Source organism: Salipiger sp. PrR007, assembly GCF_010499845.1.
Lineage (GTDB): Bacteria > Pseudomonadota > Alphaproteobacteria > Rhodobacterales > Rhodobacteraceae > Salipiger > Salipiger pacificus_A.
Map to the genome: position 1 here is coordinate 26366 of NZ_JAAGOZ010000014.1, position 16333 is coordinate 42698.

Sequence of the window (16333 nt, forward strand, 5' to 3'; positions counted from 1 at the left end):
CGATGATCCTTTCAGGCCACACCGATCAGGCGCGGCGGTAGCCTTCGAGCGCCTCGTCCGGCACATCCTCGAGGTTCTCCACCAGGTTGTCCGGCGTGCGGCAGGTGAGCCAGACCAGCTCTTCGGTGGTGCTCATGTTGACCTCGACATGGGGCATGAAGGGCGGGACGAAGACGAAGTCGCCCTCGAACATGTCGATGTATTCCTTGTAGTCGTCGCCGAAGTAGATGCGGCCGTGGCCCTTCAGCACGTAGCCGCCGGTCTCGCATTCCTGATGGTGGTGCGGCGGCGAGCGGTGGCCCGGCTCGTTGGTGACGCGGCCGAACCAGATCTTGGTCGCCGGCGTGTGCTGCGGGCTGACGCCGGACTTGCGGACGCAATCGCCCGATTGCTGGGTGCCTTCGTCGAGCTCTGCGGACCGCGTGACGACGGGAACGACTCGTTGCTGGGTCATGTGACTTCTCTCCCTGGACAGACCGTGCGGCACGGCGGCCGCGTCGGGAAGAACGCTAGGGCCAAATGTTTTAGGCTTCAAGTTATTTCTCGCGGGCGAGCTGTTGCGCACCCGGAGTCGCTGTGCGGGGTATGGTTCGGAATGCCCCTGAGACATGTATTCCTTGCAGATATTGCCCGCATAGGTGCTCAAAATCGCAGCGTCGGCGGCATTTCTGCCCGGAGGGATACCCGATCAGGGCCAAAAAATGACAGGATTATAAATTTCGTTCTTGAAGAAAAAAATTATATGTATTTGCATGTACCGCAAAGAACGACCGGCCAACGAGTCACTGACACCACCACAGGGAGACCTCCGAATGACCAACCAAGACGCCCTCGCGACGCTGGCCAGCGGCCTGCTCGACGGGTCGATCCAGGTGATCGACTGCACCGCCCCGCTCGGCCCCGACACGCCGCTGCTGAAGCTGCCGCCGGAGATTGCCGACGACACGCCGAAGATCGAGATCCACAAGATCTCGCAATACGGCGACCGCGGCCCGTTCTGGGCGTGGAACTGGCTGAAGATCGGCGAGCACTCGGGCACCCACTACGATGCGCCGCATCACTGGATCACCGGCAAGGACTATGCCGACGGTTCGGTCGACACGATCAACCCGCAGTATTTCGCCGCCCCCGCCAATGTCATCGACTGCTCGAAAGAGGCCGCCGAGGATGCCGACTTCCTGCTGACGGTCGAGCACGTGAAGGCCTGGGAGGCCGAGCACGGCGAGATCAAGGAAGGCGAATGGGTGCTGATGCGCACCGACTGGGACCAGTACAACGGCGACGAGGCGGCTTATCTCAACGCCGACGAGGCGGGCCCGCACACCCCCGGCCCGACCGCCGAGGTGATCCAGTACCTGATGGAAGAGAAAAAGGCGCTCGGCTGGGGCACCCAGTGCATCGGCACCGACGCCGGCGCCGCTGGCGGCTTCGAGATCCCCTTCCCCGCGCACAACCTTCTGCACAAGCACAACCGCTACGGGCTGGCCTCGCTGACCAACCTCGACAAGCTGCCGGCCAAGGGGGCGATCCTCGTCGCCGCGCCGCTGAAGATCGTCAAGGGCACCGGCTCGCCGATCCGCGCGCTGGCGCTGGTCGCCGCCTAAGACGAAGGAGCGCGCGCCGATGACCGTCCCGACCTCTCCCGACGTTGCCATCATCGGCAGCGGCATCAACGCGCTGACCGCGGCGGCCCTGCTCGCCCGGTCGGGACAGCGCGTCGCCGTGTTCGAACGCGAGGCGGTCGCGGGGGGCTGCATGCGCTCCGAGGACCTGGCCGAGGGGGTCACCTACGATCCCCTCGCCACCACCTTCGTTCTCTGGGTCACCGGCGGCGCCCATGGCGCGCTCGGCGCGGATCTGGCCCGGCATGGCGTGGAGTTCTGCGCCACCGACACGCCGACGGGCGTGCTGCTGCCGGACGGGCGCGCGCTGACCTACACCACCGACCGCGCCGCCAATGTCGCGGCCTTTGACGCGGCCCATGACGGCGACGGCGCGCAGCTGGCCCGCGATCTGGAGGCCTTCGGCGCCGACGCCGAGCTGCTCTTTGGCCTGATGGGGGGCGATCCCTGGTCGAAGCAGACCGCCAAGCTGCTCGCCAAGGAGACCTGGAAGCGCAAGCCGCGCGGCCTTGCCACGGTGATGGGCGGGGCGCTGCAGCCGATGCGGTCCTGGCTCGAGAGCGCCTTCGAAAGCGATTTGTCGCGGGCGCTCTGGGCGCCCTGGTGCCTGCACGCCGGGCTGGGCCCGGAGGCGGCATTTTCGGGACAGATGGGCAAGGTGATCGGCTTCGCGCTCGAGGCCGCCTCGGCCCCGGTGGTCAAGGGCGGTGCCGCCAACATGGTGCGCGGGCTCATTGCCATCATCGAGGAACACGGCGGCACTGTACGCACCTCTGCCGAGGTTGCCGAGATCACCCGCGACGGGGACCGGGCCACCGGCCTGCGGCTCGCCAGCGGCGAGACGATTGCCGCGAAGACCGTGCTCGCCTCGGTCACGCCGCAGCAGCTTTACGGCACGCTCGCCGCCGAGCCCGCACGTCAGGATGACCTGCGCAAATACCGCTATGGAAAGGGTAATTTCCAGCTGCACTACCTGCTGAACGGGCCGGTGAACTGGAAGACCGAGGGGCTCGAGACGGTGCAGCTGCTGCATCTGACACCCGGGCTCGACGGCGTGTCCAAGGCCGGGAACGAGGCCGAGCGCGGCATGCTGCCCGAGGTGCCGACGATCTGCGTCGGCCAGCCCTGCGCCGCCGACCCGAGCCGCGCCCCCGAGGGCCAGAGCGTGCTCTGGCTGCAGATGCCCGAGGCACCGCGCCAGGTGAAGGGCGATGCCGCCGGAGAGATCGAGGTGCCCGCCGACGGTGCCTGGACCGAGACCCTGCGCGAGGCCTTTGCCGACCGCATCGAGGCCATTCTCGCGCGGCACATCGACGGCTTTGCCGACAGCGTGGTCACCCGCCGCGCGATCTCGCCTGCCGATCTCGAGGGCTACAACATGAACCTCGTCGGGGGCGACCCCTATGGCGGCGCCTGCACGCTCGACCAGTTCTTCCTCTGGCGGCCGTTCGCCGGCAGCACGCGCCACGGCACCGACCTCAAGGGCCTCTACCACATCGGCGCGTCGACCCACCCCGGGCCGGGCCTGTCCGGCGGGTCGGGCTTCCTGGTGGCCAAGGAGTTGGGCGCATGACAGGCGCGCCCGGGGATCTCGAATCCTTCACCCCCTACCTGCTGAACCGCATCGGCGCGCGCTACAACAAGAGCGTGGAGACCGCGCTCAAGGAGGTCGGCGTCTCGGTGCCGCAGATGCGGGCGCTGGCGGTGCTGGCCGAGAGCGGGCCTTACACGATCACCGAGCTGTCGGTGCTGACCGTCATCAAGCAGCCGACCCTGTCGCGCACGCTTGACGCGATGGAAAGCGCCGGGCTGGTGCGCCGCGAGGCGCAGGACGGCGACAGCCGGTTCCGCAAGATCAGCCTCACCGACGCGGGCCGCACCGCCTACGAGACCGCCTGGCCGGCGATGCAGGCGATGCGCGACCGCATGCTGCAGGCGCTCGACGACGAAGAGCGCGCGACGCTGAACGATCTGCTGCAGCGCGTGCTGCACGACATCCGACACCACGATTTCTGACACGAAAAGACCGGACGGGCGTCATCTCTGACCAGCCCGGGATCGGCACCCAAGGAGACCACCCATGGCCGAGCGTTCCTTTGCCAAGGAAGTCCAGAAGCTGAAGCAGGGCGAGGGCGAGACCTTCACCGGCGAGGGCATCCTCGCGATCACCAAGGCGCTGCTGGAGAACGGCGTCGGCTATGTCGGCGGCTATCAGGGCTCGCCGATCTCGCACCTGATGGACGTGCTAGCCGACGCGCAGGAGATTCTTGGCGAGCTCGGCGTGCATTTCGAGGCCTCGGCCTCGGAGGCGACCGCCACCGCCATGCTCGCCGCCTCGGTCCATTACCCCATTCGCGGCGCGGTCACCTACAAGTCGGTGGTCGGCACCAACGTCGCCTCGGACGCGCTGTCGAACCTCGCTTCGGGCGGGGTCACCGGCGGCGCGCTGATCATCGTCGGCGAGGATTACGGCGAGGGCTCGTCGATCATGCAGGAGCGCACCTACGCCTTTGCCATGAAGAGCCAGGTCTGGATGCTCGACCCGCGGCCCAACCTGCCCTCGATCGTCAAGGCGGTGGGCGACGGCTTCGAGCTGTCGGAACTGTCGAACACGCCGGTCATGCTGCAGGTCGGTATCCGCTCGTGCCACGTGCACGGCCACTTCGAGGCCTCGGACAACAAGCGCCCCGCGATGACCGTCTCGGAGGCGCTGGAGAACCCCAAGCGCAAGCTCGACCGCATCGTGCTGCCCCCGGCGACCTACATCCACGAGGCCGAGAAGCTCACCAAGCGCAAGCCCGCCGCCGAGCGGTTCATCGTCGAGAAGGGCATCAACGAGCGCTTCGGCTCGGCCCGCGGCAAAGTCGGGCTGATCCTTCAGGGCGGCACCTACAACACCGTGGTGCGGGCGCTGAACCGGCTGGGGCTCGCCGATCTTTACGGCGATACCGAGATCGACATGCTGGTGCTCAACTGCGTCTACCCGCTGGTGGACAGCCAGATCCTCGACTTCTGCGAGGGCAAGGACGCGGTGCTGATCATCGAGGAGGGCCATCCCAACTACATCGAGCAGCAGGTCGCCCACATGCTCTACCAGTCGGGCAAGCGGGTGAAGCTCGAGGGCAAGGGCAAGCTGCCGATGGGCGGCGAATACACCGGGCAGGTCATGGTCGAGGGTCTGGGCGCCTTCTTCTCCGAGCACGCGCCCGAGGTGCTTCCGGTCGCCAAGGTGGCGACCAACGAGGAGCCCATCGCCATCCCCGATCTGTCGCAGACCCTGCCGGCGCGCCCGCCGGGCTTCTGCACCGGCTGCCCCGAGCGCCCGATCTTCGCCGCCACCAAGCTGGTCGAGGAAGAGCTCGGCCCGCACCACATCTCGTCGGACATCGGCTGCCACCTCTTTTCGATCATGCCGCCCTTCGACCTCGGCGCGACCACCATGGGCTACGGGCTCGGGCCGGCCTCGGCGGCCGCCTTCCACAACGAGAACAAGAAGGGGCGCCGGGCGATCTCCTTCGTCGGGGATGGCGGCTTCTGGCACAACGGGCTGACCTCCTCGGTCGGCAACGCGGTGTTCAACAAGTCCGACAACGTGATCGTCATCGTCGACAACTTCTACTCCTCGGCCACCGGCGGGCAGGACATCCTGTCGTCGCGGGCGGTCAACAAGACCAAGCAGACGCAGAACTCCATCGTCGACGCGGTCAAGGGCATGGGGGTCAAATGGGTGCGCCAGATCGACCGCACCTATGACGTCACCAAGATGCGCGACACGCTCAAGGAGGCGCTGACCACCGAAGAGGAAGGCCCCAAGGTCATCGTCGCCTCGTCGGAATGCATGCTCAACAAGCAGCGCCGGGTGAAGCCCGAACTGGCCAAGGCGGCCAAGGAGGGCAAGCGCGTGGTGCGCCCGCGCTTCGGCGTCGACGAGGATGTCTGCACCGGGGATCACGCCTGCATGCGGCTCTCGGGCTGCCCGTCGCTCTCGGTCAAGGACACCGGCGATCCGCTGCGCGACGATCCCGTCGCCGCGATCGACCAGACCTGCGTCGGCTGCGGCAACTGCGGCGAGGTGGCCGATGCCGCCGTGCTCTGCCCCAGTTTCTACCAGGCCGAGATCGTCACCAATCCCACGCAGCGCGAGACGCGCCGCGCCGCGCGCAGTGGCCGGATCATCTCGTGGCTGCAGCGCCGCCGCGATGCCAAGCGCGTCGTCTTCGCCTGAGGGTATGCCCATGAACATGCAGACAAAACCGCTCGTCGCGCGCCGCTCCCCGGGACCGGACGGCGAGAAGATCATCACCCTCGCAGCGCTTGCCGTCGGCGGACAGGGCGGCGGCGTGCTGACCAACTGGATCGTCGCCGTGGCCGAGGCCAATGGCTACCGCGCGCAGTCGACCTCGGTCGCGGGCGTGGCGCAGCGCACCGGGGCGACGATCTACTACGTCGAGATGTGCCGCGACACCGGGCGGATGCCGGTGTTCTCGCTGTCGCCTGCCATCGGCGACGTCGATATCCTCATGGCCTCGGAGCTGATGGAAGGCGGGCGGGCGATCCTGCGCGGCTTCGTCACCCCGGGCCGCACCACGATGATCGCCTCGACCCACCGCATCCCTGCCGTCTCCGAGAAGATCGCGCCCGGCGACGGCCGCGCCAACGGCCCCGAGGTGATCGAGGCCATGGGCATCGCCGCCGACCACGTGGTCGCCTTCGACATGGAGACCGTGGCGAAGCAGGCGGGCTCGGTGATCTCGTCGTCGCTGCTCGGCGCGCTGGCGGGCTCGGGCGCCCTGCCCTTCCCGCGCGAGAGCTACGAAGAGGTGATCCGCGCGTCCGGGCGAGGTGTCGAGGCCTCGCTGCGCGCCTTCGGCGCCGCCTATGACATCGCCACGGGCGCGAGCCCTGCCCCGGCCCCCGAGAGCGACGCGGACGCGCCCGTGCCGGTGCTGCACGTGCCCGAAAAGCTGCGCGCGCAATGGGCGGTGCTGGAGACGCGGCTCGCCGCGCTTCCCGTCGAGGTCCGCGAGATGGCCGGGCTGGGGCTGAAGAAGGTCGTCGACTACCAGGATCTGGACTACGGCGCTGACTACCTCGGCATGGTCGAGAAGGCCGTCGCGGCGGATGCCGCCCCCTACGAGATGAGCGCGGCGGCGGCGAAGTACTGCGCCCGGGCGCTCTGCTACGACGATCTGCTGCGCGTCGCCGACATCAAGACCCGCGCCACCCGCTTTGCCCGGGTGAAGGACGAGGTGGTGGTCAACGACGGCCAGCTGCTGATGCTCACCGAGTATTTCCACCCGCGCTTCGAGGAGCTGGCGACCACGATGCCGCGCGGGCTGGGCCGCTGGCTGCAATCCCGCAAGGGGCTCGAGGCCTGGTACACCCGCCACTTCGACAAGGGTCGCCGGATCCGCACCGACAGTCTTTCGGGGTTCGCCCTGCTCTGGCTGGTGTCGTCGCTTCGCCCTCTGCGACGCCGCCTCTTGCGTCACGACAGCGAGATGCGCCACGTCACCGCCTGGTTCGACACTGTGCTGCAGACTGCCGCCGCCGACCGCGCGCTGGCGACCGAGCTTTTGGCCAACTATCGGCTGATCAAGGGATACTCCGACACCCACGCGCGTGGATTGTCCAAGTTTGCCAAGGTGATGGGCGCACGTGATCTGCTCGCGGGCCGCCCCGATGCCGCCGATTGGATGCGCCGGTTGCGCACCGCGGCGCTCGACGATGTCGAGGGCGAGAAGCTCGACGGCGCGCTCGCCACCGTCCGAAGCTTCGCGGGGTGAGCGCCATGGCAGGCCCCATTCTCATCATCGGCGCCGGGATCAACGGGCTCGTTGCCGCGGCGGATCTCGCGGCGCGCGGCAAGCCCGTGCGGGTGCTGGAACGCGGCCCCACACCGGGCGGCGCGGTGCGCACCGAAGAGCTGACCCTGCCCGGCTTCCGCCATGACATCGCGGCGATGAATCTGTCGATGTTCGCGGGCTCGGCCTTCATGGCGCGGCACGGCGCCGAAATGGCCCGTCACGGCCTGGAGTTCGTGCCGATCACCCACCCGTTCGCGCAGGCGCTGGAGCCCGGGGATCACCTCGGCATATCCACCGACGTCGAGGAGACGCTGGCGAGCTTCGCCTGCGAGGCGGACAGGGCGAGCTGGCGCGCGCTGATGGCCGAGTTCCCCGAGCGCGCGGGCGTGCTCGGCGGGTTGCTCGGCACGCCGATGCGCCGCGGCCCGCTCGCGCGCTTCCTCTGGCAGAGCTGGCGCAAGCTCGGCACGGCCCGCAGTCTCGACATGGCGCGCTTTCTGATGACCTCGCCGCGGACATGGCTCGACGAGACCTTCGAGGACCCGCGCCTGCGCACGGCGCTGGCGTCCTGGGGCATGCACCTCGATTTCGCGCCCGACATCGCGGGCGGCGCGATCTTCCCCTACCTCGAGGCGATGGCTGGTCAGGCCATGGGCATGGTGATCGGCAAGGGCGGCGCCGACGTTGCCACCCGCGCTCTGGTCGGCATGATCGAGGCGCATGGCGGCTCGGTCGACTGCAACGTCGAGGTGGCGCAGATCCTGCACGGGAAAGGCCGCATCACCGGCGTGGTCGCGAACGGAAAAACGATTGAAGCCTCAACCATTCTCGCCGGTCTTGCCCCGAAGCACCTGCGCCGGATGCTGGGCGATGGCTCGGGCGATGCGCGCTTCGACCGAGGCCTCGAGAGCTTCCGCCACGCGCCCGGCACGATGATGCTGCACCTCGCGCTCGACGCGCCCGTGCCCTGGGCGGCCGAGGCGCTGAAGCGCTACGCCTATGTCCACGTGGGGCGTTCGATCGACGTCGCCGCCAAGACCTATGCCGAGGCGATGGCCGGGCAGTTGCCCGCGACACCGCTGCTGGTGGTGGGTCAGCCGACGCTGTTTGATCCGAGCCGCGCGCCGCAGGGCAAGCACACGCTGTGGGTGCAGGCACGGGTCGTGCCCGCGGTCATCAAGGGCGACGCCAAGGGAGAGATTTCCGCGACAGACTGGGAGGATGCCAAGGCACCGATGAGCGAGCGCATCCTCGATCTGATCGAGGAGCAGGCCCCCGGGTTCCGCCAGACCATCCTTGCCCGCACCGCCGTCTCGCCCCTCGATCTCGAGGCCGGCAATCCCAACCTTGTCGGCGGCGACCAGATTTGCGGCTCGCACCACCTGACGCAGAACTTCCTCTTCCGCCCGGTGCGTGGCTTTTCCGACGGGCGCACGCCCATCGCCAATCTGCACATGATCGGGGCAGCGTGCTGGCCCGGTGCCGGAACCGGGGCGGGATCGGGCTTTCTTACGGCGCAGGGCCTCAAGTAGGCCGTGCCAGAGGCGCAGAGATGCGCTTGAATAGTTTAAATTTCGAAATTTGAAGGCCGAATCAAAATCACCCGATGAGCCCGAGCAAACCGGGCCGCACAGACCAACAGGAGACAGAAAGATGACCTCCAGCCTACCCCTTTCCCGGCGCGGCTTCATGGGCGCCTCGGCGGCGCTCACCGCGCTTCTGGCAACCGGCACCGGCGTGCTCGCTCAGAGCGGCGATAGCCTGACCATCGCCTACAACCTGCCCGTGCAAAGCTGGGATCCGACCACCGGCCCCGCCGCGGTGAACCCGGCGCTGCAGTCGGTCTACCTCGCGGTCTTCGACCGCTATATCGCGCAGGCCCCCGACCTGTCGTTCGGCCCCGGGCTGCTGACCGACTGGGGCTTCAGCGAGGACAAGTCGCAGATCACCATGACCGTCCGCGAAGGCGTCACCTGGCACAACGGCGCGCCGCTGACCCCCGAGGACATCGTCTGGTCGCTGACTCGCGCGGGCACCCCCGAAACCGGCAACCCCATGCAGTTCGTCTGGGGCAAGATCGGCAACTTCAGCGTTGACGGCAACGTCATCACCGCCGACGTCAAGGACTTCGAGCCCGCCTTGTTCAAGTGGATGGCCTTCCTGACCGCCTTCGTGCTGCCCAAGACCTATTACGAGGAAGTCGGCGCCGAGGGCTTCGAGAAGGCCCCCATCGGCACCGGCCCCTATATGGTCGACGCCTTCGAGCAGGGCGCCTACGTGCGGCTCAAGGCCTATCCCGGCTATTGGGGTGACAAGCCTGCCTTCGAGACCGTGACCATCAAGTTCGTCACCGACGCCGCCTCGCGCGTGGCCGAGATCGAGTCGGGCAATTCCGATGTGACTTCGAACATCCCCTACGAGGAATACGACCGGCTGATCGCCAAGGACGGGCTCGAGGGGGAGGCCGTGCCAATCACCGACATCGGCATGATCTTCCTCAACGACATCGACGTGATGCTCGACAAGAACGTGCGGCTTGCCGCCCATCACGCCATCGACAAGCAGCTCATCATCGACCGGCTGCTGCGCGGCTACGGCGTGCCGCTCTCGACGCTCGAGGTGCCGGGCTATGCCGCCTACGACGAGAGCATCACCGTCGACTACGATCCCGAGAAGTCCAAGGAGCTGCTGGCCGCCTCGGGCTATTCCACCGACACCCCGGTCAAGTTCACCATCCAGACGACGCGCGGTTTCAAGCCCAAGGATTACGAGATGATCCAGGCGATCGTCGGCATGTGGCGCAAGGTCGGGATCGAGGCCGAGATCGAGGTCTACGAGATCGCCAAGCACTACGAGCTGCGGGCCGCCGACACGCTGGCTCCGGCGGCCTTCTACAACTGGGGCAACTCGATCGGTGATCCCTCGACCTCGACCGGGTTTGCCATGTTCGGCCCCTCGCCGCACGCGGTCTGGGACAGCGCCGACCTGGTCGAGAAGATCGGCCCGCTCTTCGCCGAACCCGACGAGGACAAGCGCATCGCCGGTTACAAGGACGTCTCGCGCTACATCGCCGAGGAAGGCTATGTCATCCCGCTGCTGCAATACGTGATGCCGGTGGTGTTCCGCAGCACGGTCGCGGTGACGCCCTACACCTCGGGCGACCTGTTGCCGCAAGCGATCTCCAAGGCCTGATCCCGCGCATCTTGCAAGACCGCCCGGGCCGAGCGTCGTCTCGGCTCGGGCGCATTGGAGGGTTCTGACCCCATGTTGCTGAAGACGATCCTGATCCGCCTTCTGACCACCGCCGTCACGCTGTTCGGCGTTGCCGTCGTGGTCTTCGTGCTGGTGCGCGTCGCGCCCGGCAACCCCATCGCGATGATGCTGCCCCCCGGCGCGACCGAGTCCGACATCGCCGCGCTCGAGGCGCTCTACGGCTTTGACAAGAGCCTGCCCGAGCAGTTCGTCATCTGGCTCGGCGGCGTGCTGCAGGGCGATTTCGGCACGTCGATCACCCTGCGCCGCCCTGTGGACGAGCTGGTGCTCTCGCGCCTTCCTGCCACGCTGGAGCTGTCGATCATGGCGCTGCTCATCGCCGTGGCGCTTGGGGTCACCGTTGCGGTGATCGGCGCGCGCCGGCGCGGTACCGCCACCGAGGTCGGGCTCGACCTGACGAGCGGTGCGGTGCTTTCGGTGCCGGACTTCCTCTGGGGGCTGGTCTTCGTGCTGCTCTTCGGGGTGCTTTGGCCGGTGCTGTCGATCTCGGGCCGGATCGATCCGCAGATCGACGTCGATTTCACCTCCAACTTCTACACGTTCGAGGGGCTGCTGCGCGGGCGTTTCGACGTGGCTGGCTCGACCCTGTCGCACATGCTGATGCCCGCGCTTGCGCTGGCCCTGCCGCTCGCGGCGATGATCGCGCAGTTGCTGAAGCAGAACCTGAAAGAAGTGCTGCTGCAGGATTACACGACGCTGGCCCGCGTCCGCGGCTTCTCCGAGACCTCGGTGATCCTGCGCGAGGCGCTGCGCAACGCGCTTCTGCCGACGCTCACCCTTGTCGGCGTGCAGTTCACCTTCCTCATCGGCGGCACGGTCATCGTCGAGCGCATCTTTTCCTACGAGGGGCTGGGCAACATGGCGATCGACGCGGTGATCAACCGCGACCTGCCGCTGATCCAGGGCATCGTGCTGCTCTTCGCCGCGCTCTTCATCGTCATCAACCTGCTCGTAGATCTGTCCTACACGCTGCTGAACCCGAGGCTCCGCCATGGCTGACATCACCGCTGCCGCGCCGCGCCGCCGCGCCCGCAGGCTCAACCTCCGGCTCTGGCTGCCGCTGCTGTGGCTGGGCACCGTGGCGCTTGCCGCGATGTTCGCCCCGCTGGTGGCGCCGCAGGATCCGCTGATGCAGGATCTCATGCTCGAACGGCTGCCCCCCGCCTTCATGGCCGGCCACGAGCCGGGCTACTGGCTGGGCACCGACAGCCTTGGCCGGGACGTGCTGTCGCGCATGATCTACGGCGCCCGCATCGCGCTTTTCGTCAGCCTCATCGCCGCCACCGTCACATGTGTCTTCGGCGCCGCGCTCGGCCTTGTCGCGGGCTATTTCGGCGGCTGGTGGGACCGGGTGATCTCGCGGCTGGTCGACATCTGGATGGCCTTCCCGCCGGTGCTCTTCGCGGTGCTGCTGGTGGCGGTCATGGGGACAGGGCTCACCTCGGTCATCGCCGCCATCGCGCTGATCGACTGGACCCGGTTCGCGCGGGTGATCCGCGCCGAGACCATGGTGCAGGCGCGCATGGACTACGTCGACAGCGCCCGCATCGGCGGCGCCCGCCGCCTTGGCACGCTGCTGAGCGAGATCCTCCCAAACGTGCTGCCCTCGATCATTGCGCTGCTGATGCTCGAGATGGGCATTGCGGTGATCGTCGAGGCGATCCTCAGCTTCGTGAATCTCTCGATCTCCTCCGATGATCCGACCTGGGGCTCGATGATCGCCGAGGGGCGCAACGCCATCCACTTCGCCTGGTGGGTGCTGCTCTTCCCGCTGATCGCGCTCTTTCTGACGGTGCTGAGCTTCTCGACCCTCGGCGAGGGTCTCAAACAACGCTTCGATCCGGTGCTCCAATGACAGGCTCGCAAACCCACCTCAATACGCTCGACGTGATGCAGCTCAGCATCGCGCTGCCCAACGGCCACCGCCTGCTGCGCGACGTCTCGCTGAGCCTGCGCCCCGGCGAGGTCCGCGCGCTTGTCGGCGAAAGCGGTGCCGGCAAGTCGATGATCGGCAAGGCGGTGCTCGGCATCCTGCCACAGAACCTGCGGGTGACGGGGGGCGAGATCCTGCTCGAGGGGCAGCACCTGAACGCGATGACACCCTGGACCCGGCGGAAGACCGTGGCGCAGAGCGCCGCGCTGATCCCGCAGGACCCGCTCACCGCGCTGAACCCGGCGCGGCGGATCGGCCCGCAGATCACCGATCCGCTGGTGCGCATCCACGGCTGGAGCCGTGCCAAGGCCCGCGACACCGCATTGGCGCTGCTGGACAGGGTGCACATCCGCGATCCGAAACGGGTGATGGAGAGCTACCCGCACGAGCTTTCGGGCGGCATGCGCCAGCGCGTGCTGATTGCCGCCGCCTTTGCGCCCTCGCCCCGGCTTATCGTCGCGGACGAGCCGACCACGGCGCTCGACGTGACGGTGCAGAAGCAGATCCTGCGGCTCATCCGGGAGTTGCAGCAGGAGACCGGCACCGCGGTGCTGTTCGTCACCCACGACATGGGGGTGGTCGCCAAGATCAGCCAGCAGGTGACCGTGCTCTTTGCCGGCAAGGTGATGGAGGACGCGCCCACCGAGCGCATCTTCACCGACCCCGCCCATCCCTACACCCGCGCCCTGATCGCGGCGACGCCGAGCTATGCGGATCTCGACCGGCCCTTCTCGCCGGTGCCGCAGGCGCTCATCGCCGAGCTGCAGGGTGCCATTGCCCAAGACGACGCCCGGCAGAAAGGAGGCGCGCGATGACCGCCCAGACCCAACCGCGGGCACCGGCTGCCGAGGCGGTCGAAACCGCCCCGAGCCTCTTCACGGTGCGCGATCTTCGCCTCTCGTTCCCCGACCTTGCGCGCAAGCCGCTGCTCGGCGCCGCGCCGCGCACCGAGGTGCTCAAGGGCCTCAGCTTCGACATCCCGGCGGGCAAGATCACCGGCATCGTCGGCGAGAGTGGCTCGGGCAAATCGACGGCCGGCCGCTTGCTGGTGCGCCTGCTCGAGCCCGACTCGGGCAGCGTGCTCTACGGCGGGCAGGACATCGGCCATCTCGACGAGGCGGCGCTGCGCCCGCTCCGGCGCGATCTGCAGATGATTTTCCAGGACCCCATGTCCTCGCTCAACCCGCGCCACAAGGTCTGGCGGATCATCGCCCAGCCGATGAAGCGCTATGGGCTCGGCGGCACCAGGGCCGATGCGATCGCGGCGCTCGGCAAGGTTGGCCTGCCCCCGGCTTTCGCCGAGCGCTACCCGCACGAGCTGTCGGGCGGCCAGCGCCAGCGGGTCGGCATCGCCCGGGCCATCGCGCTGAAGCCGCGGTTCATCCTCGCCGACGAGATCGTCTCGGGTCTCGACGTCTCGAGCCAGGCGCAGGTGCTGCTGTTGCTCAAGCAGCTCGCCCGCGAAATGGGGCTGACCATCGCCTTCATCAGCCATGACCTTTCGGTGATCCGCCACCTTTGCGACCGGGTGATCGTGCTGAACCGGGGCGAGATCGTCGAGCAGGGCTCGGTCGAGGCGGTGTTCCGCGCCCCGGCCTCGGATGTCACCAGAACGCTGCTCTCGGCGATCCCCCTGCCCGAGCTCGATCCCGCCTGGCTGGACTAGCGGCGCCGGGATCGCGGGGCGGAACATTGATGCGTGAAGCAGTTGACCCAGCGTCTGCTTCACGCGTGTTGCGCAACAAGTTAAACTATCGGCGAAAAAAACGGAAATATCTTCGCAGAGCGGAAAAATCTTCTTCAGGATTAAACTTTATACTTGAAATAAAATCGCGGCCGTAGCGTGATGAGTCCAAGACCGGCACCCAGGAGGACTTCATGCTTGGCCCCAGCGCTCACACCGACAGCTTCAGCCGCGACAATCTTCCGGCGGCCGAGCTCCAACCGGTTTTCCTGCTGGAGACGTTCTCCTATCCCGAGCACATCAACGCCGCTGTCGAACTGACCGACCGGATGGTCGAGAAGGGCTTCGGGGACCGCGTCGCGTTGGTCGGTCAGGGCCGCAGCCGCACCTATGCCGAACTTGCCGACTGGACCAGCCGCATCGCCCGCGTGCTGATCGAGGATTACGGCGTTCAGCCCGGCAACCGCATCCTCATCCGCAGCGCCAACACCCCCGCGCTTGTCGCCTGCTGGCTCGGCGCCACCAAGGCCGGCGCCGTGGTGGTCAACACCATGCCGCTGCTGCGCAAGAAGGAATTGATGCAGCACCTCGACAAGGCCGAGGTCTCGCTGGCGCTCTGCGACACGCGGATGCTGGACGAGCTGGAGGCCTGCCTGCCCGAGAGCAAGTTCCTGAAACGCATCGTCGGTTTCGACGGCACCTCCGGGCTCGACGCCGAGCTCGACCGTGCCGCCGCCGCCAAGCCCTCGGGGCCCTGCTGGGTCGAGACCGGGCGCGACGACGTGGCGCTGCTGGGGTTCACCTCGGGCTCGACCGGGGTGCCCAAGGCCACCATGCATTTCCATCGCGACCTGCTGATGATCGCCGACGGCTACGCGCGCGAGGTGCTCGAGGTGCAGCCCGAAGACATCTTCGTCGGTTCGCCGCCACTTGCCTTCACCTTCGGCCTTGGCGGGCTGGCCATCTTCCCGCTGCGCTTCGGCGCCAGCGCCGTGCTGCTGGAAAAGGCCGCGCCGCCCGATCTCATCCGCATCATCGAGCAGCACCGCGCCACCATCTGCTTCACCGCCCCCACCGCGTATCGCGCCATGATGCTGGCGATGGACGAGGGCGCGGACCTGTCGAGCCTGCGCTGCGCCGTCTCGGCGGGCGAGACCCTGCCCGCGCCGGTGTTCGAGGCCTGGGAGCAGAAGACCGGCAAGCCCATCCTCGACGGGATCGGCGGCACCGAGATGCTGCATATCTACATCTCCAACCGCTTCGGCGACGCCAAGCCCGGCTGCACCGGCAAGCCGCTGACCGGCTACGAGGCGAAGATCGTCGACGACGAGATGAACGAGGTGCCGCGCGGCACGCCGGGCCATCTCGCGGTGCGCGGCCCGGTGGGCTGCCGCTACCTGGCCGACGACCGGCAGACAAAATTCGTCCGGGATGGCTGGAACCTGCCCGGCGACACCTTCGTGCAGGACGAAGAGGGCTATTTCCACTTCGCTGCGCGCTCGGACGACATGATCGTCTCGTCGGGCTACAACATTGCCGGGCCAGAGGTGGAAGCCGCGCTGCTTGCGCATCCGGACGTGATCGAATGCGCCGTCATCGGCGCCCCTGACGCCGAGCGCGGCATCATCGTGCAGGCCCATGTGGTGCTGCGCGAGGGGGTCGCCGCCGACGCGGCCACCGCCAAGGCGCTGCAGGATTTCGTCAAGGCGACCATCGCTCCCTACAAGTATCCCCGCTCGGTCATCTTCACCGAGGCGCTGCCGAAGACCGAGAGTGGCAAGATCCAGCGCTTCCGCCTGAAGGATGCCGCGCCCGCCCCGGCAGGCGCCTGACCGGAGCGCTTCGGCGCGACCCTAAAGATGGCTGCCCCCCGGCGCTCGCTGTCGAGCGCCGGGGCCTTCGCATGCCATCACCGCGGAAGAAGTGCGGGATAACTATTTTAATTATAAATTTTCCTCTGACGCAGGAGCTGCGCCCATGCCTGCTCAATTTTGCGGAAAACGTCGCGTAAAAC

General features: G+C 67.5%; 13 protein-coding genes. 12 read left to right on the forward strand and 1 reads right to left on the reverse strand.

Translation table 11 applies throughout. The features are described from left to right. Positions 1-25: 25 nt before the first annotated feature. A complete protein-coding gene (locus G0Q01_RS05330; protein ID WP_108970575.1) occupies positions 26-454 on the reverse strand; it encodes a cupin domain-containing protein in 429 nt (142 codons plus the stop codon). A 358-nt stretch (positions 455-812) separates the two neighbouring features. On the opposite strand from G0Q01_RS05330, the gene G0Q01_RS05335 reads away from it, so the two are divergent. From G0Q01_RS05335 to G0Q01_RS05390, 12 genes are all read left to right on the forward strand, one after another. Then, on the forward strand, positions 813-1604 hold the full coding sequence (locus G0Q01_RS05335; RefSeq protein WP_164213059.1) for a cyclase family protein: 792 nt from the start codon (positions 813-815) through the stop codon (positions 1602-1604). 19 nt (positions 1605-1623) lie between these two features. Continuing rightward, on the forward strand, positions 1624-3195 hold the full coding sequence (locus G0Q01_RS05340) for an NAD(P)/FAD-dependent oxidoreductase (protein WP_164189765.1): 1572 nt from the start codon (positions 1624-1626) through the stop codon (positions 3193-3195). Beyond that, positions 3192-3638 (forward strand): MarR family winged helix-turn-helix transcriptional regulator, encoded by a 447-nt coding sequence (locus G0Q01_RS05345; RefSeq protein ID WP_164189767.1) that lies wholly within the window; start codon positions 3192-3194, stop codon positions 3636-3638. Before G0Q01_RS05340 ends, G0Q01_RS05345 begins: the two co-directional genes overlap by 4 nt. A gap of 64 nt (positions 3639-3702) precedes the next feature. Further along, positions 3703-5847: an indolepyruvate ferredoxin oxidoreductase subunit alpha gene (locus tag G0Q01_RS05350; RefSeq protein ID WP_164189776.1), complete on the forward strand. Its 2145-nt coding sequence runs from the start codon at positions 3703-3705 to the stop codon at positions 5845-5847. Positions 5848-5857: 10 nt separating this feature from the next. Then, positions 5858-7408: an indolepyruvate oxidoreductase subunit beta family protein gene (locus tag G0Q01_RS05355; RefSeq protein ID WP_164189778.1), complete on the forward strand. Its 1551-nt coding sequence runs from the start codon at positions 5858-5860 to the stop codon at positions 7406-7408. 5 nt (positions 7409-7413) lie between these two features. Beyond that, entirely contained in the window at positions 7414-8961 is a 1548-nt protein-coding gene (locus G0Q01_RS05360; RefSeq protein ID WP_164213060.1) for an NAD(P)/FAD-dependent oxidoreductase, read from the forward strand. Between the two features lie 121 nt (positions 8962-9082). Next, a complete protein-coding gene (locus G0Q01_RS05365) occupies positions 9083-10621 on the forward strand; it encodes an ABC transporter substrate-binding protein (RefSeq protein WP_164189782.1) in 1539 nt (512 codons plus the stop codon). Positions 10622-10693: 72 nt separating this feature from the next. Continuing rightward, a complete protein-coding gene (locus G0Q01_RS05370; RefSeq protein ID WP_108970583.1) occupies positions 10694-11701 on the forward strand; it encodes an ABC transporter permease in 1008 nt (335 codons plus the stop codon). After that, positions 11694-12557, forward strand: coding sequence for an ABC transporter permease (locus tag G0Q01_RS05375; RefSeq protein WP_108970584.1), 864 nt, complete (start codon positions 11694-11696; stop codon positions 12555-12557). Before G0Q01_RS05370 ends, G0Q01_RS05375 begins: the two co-directional genes overlap by 8 nt. Further along, positions 12554-13450, forward strand: coding sequence for an ABC transporter ATP-binding protein (locus G0Q01_RS05380; protein ID WP_164189785.1), 897 nt, complete (start codon positions 12554-12556; stop codon positions 13448-13450). The genes G0Q01_RS05375 and G0Q01_RS05380 overlap by 4 nt, the downstream gene beginning before the upstream one ends. Next, a complete protein-coding gene (locus G0Q01_RS05385; RefSeq protein WP_164189787.1) occupies positions 13447-14301 on the forward strand; it encodes an ABC transporter ATP-binding protein in 855 nt (284 codons plus the stop codon). Before G0Q01_RS05380 ends, G0Q01_RS05385 begins: the two co-directional genes overlap by 4 nt. Positions 14302-14513: 212 nt before the next feature. After that, positions 14514-16151, forward strand: coding sequence for an AMP-binding protein (locus tag G0Q01_RS05390; protein ID WP_164189789.1), 1638 nt, complete (start codon positions 14514-14516; stop codon positions 16149-16151). The last annotated feature ends 182 nt before the right edge of the window (positions 16152-16333 follow it).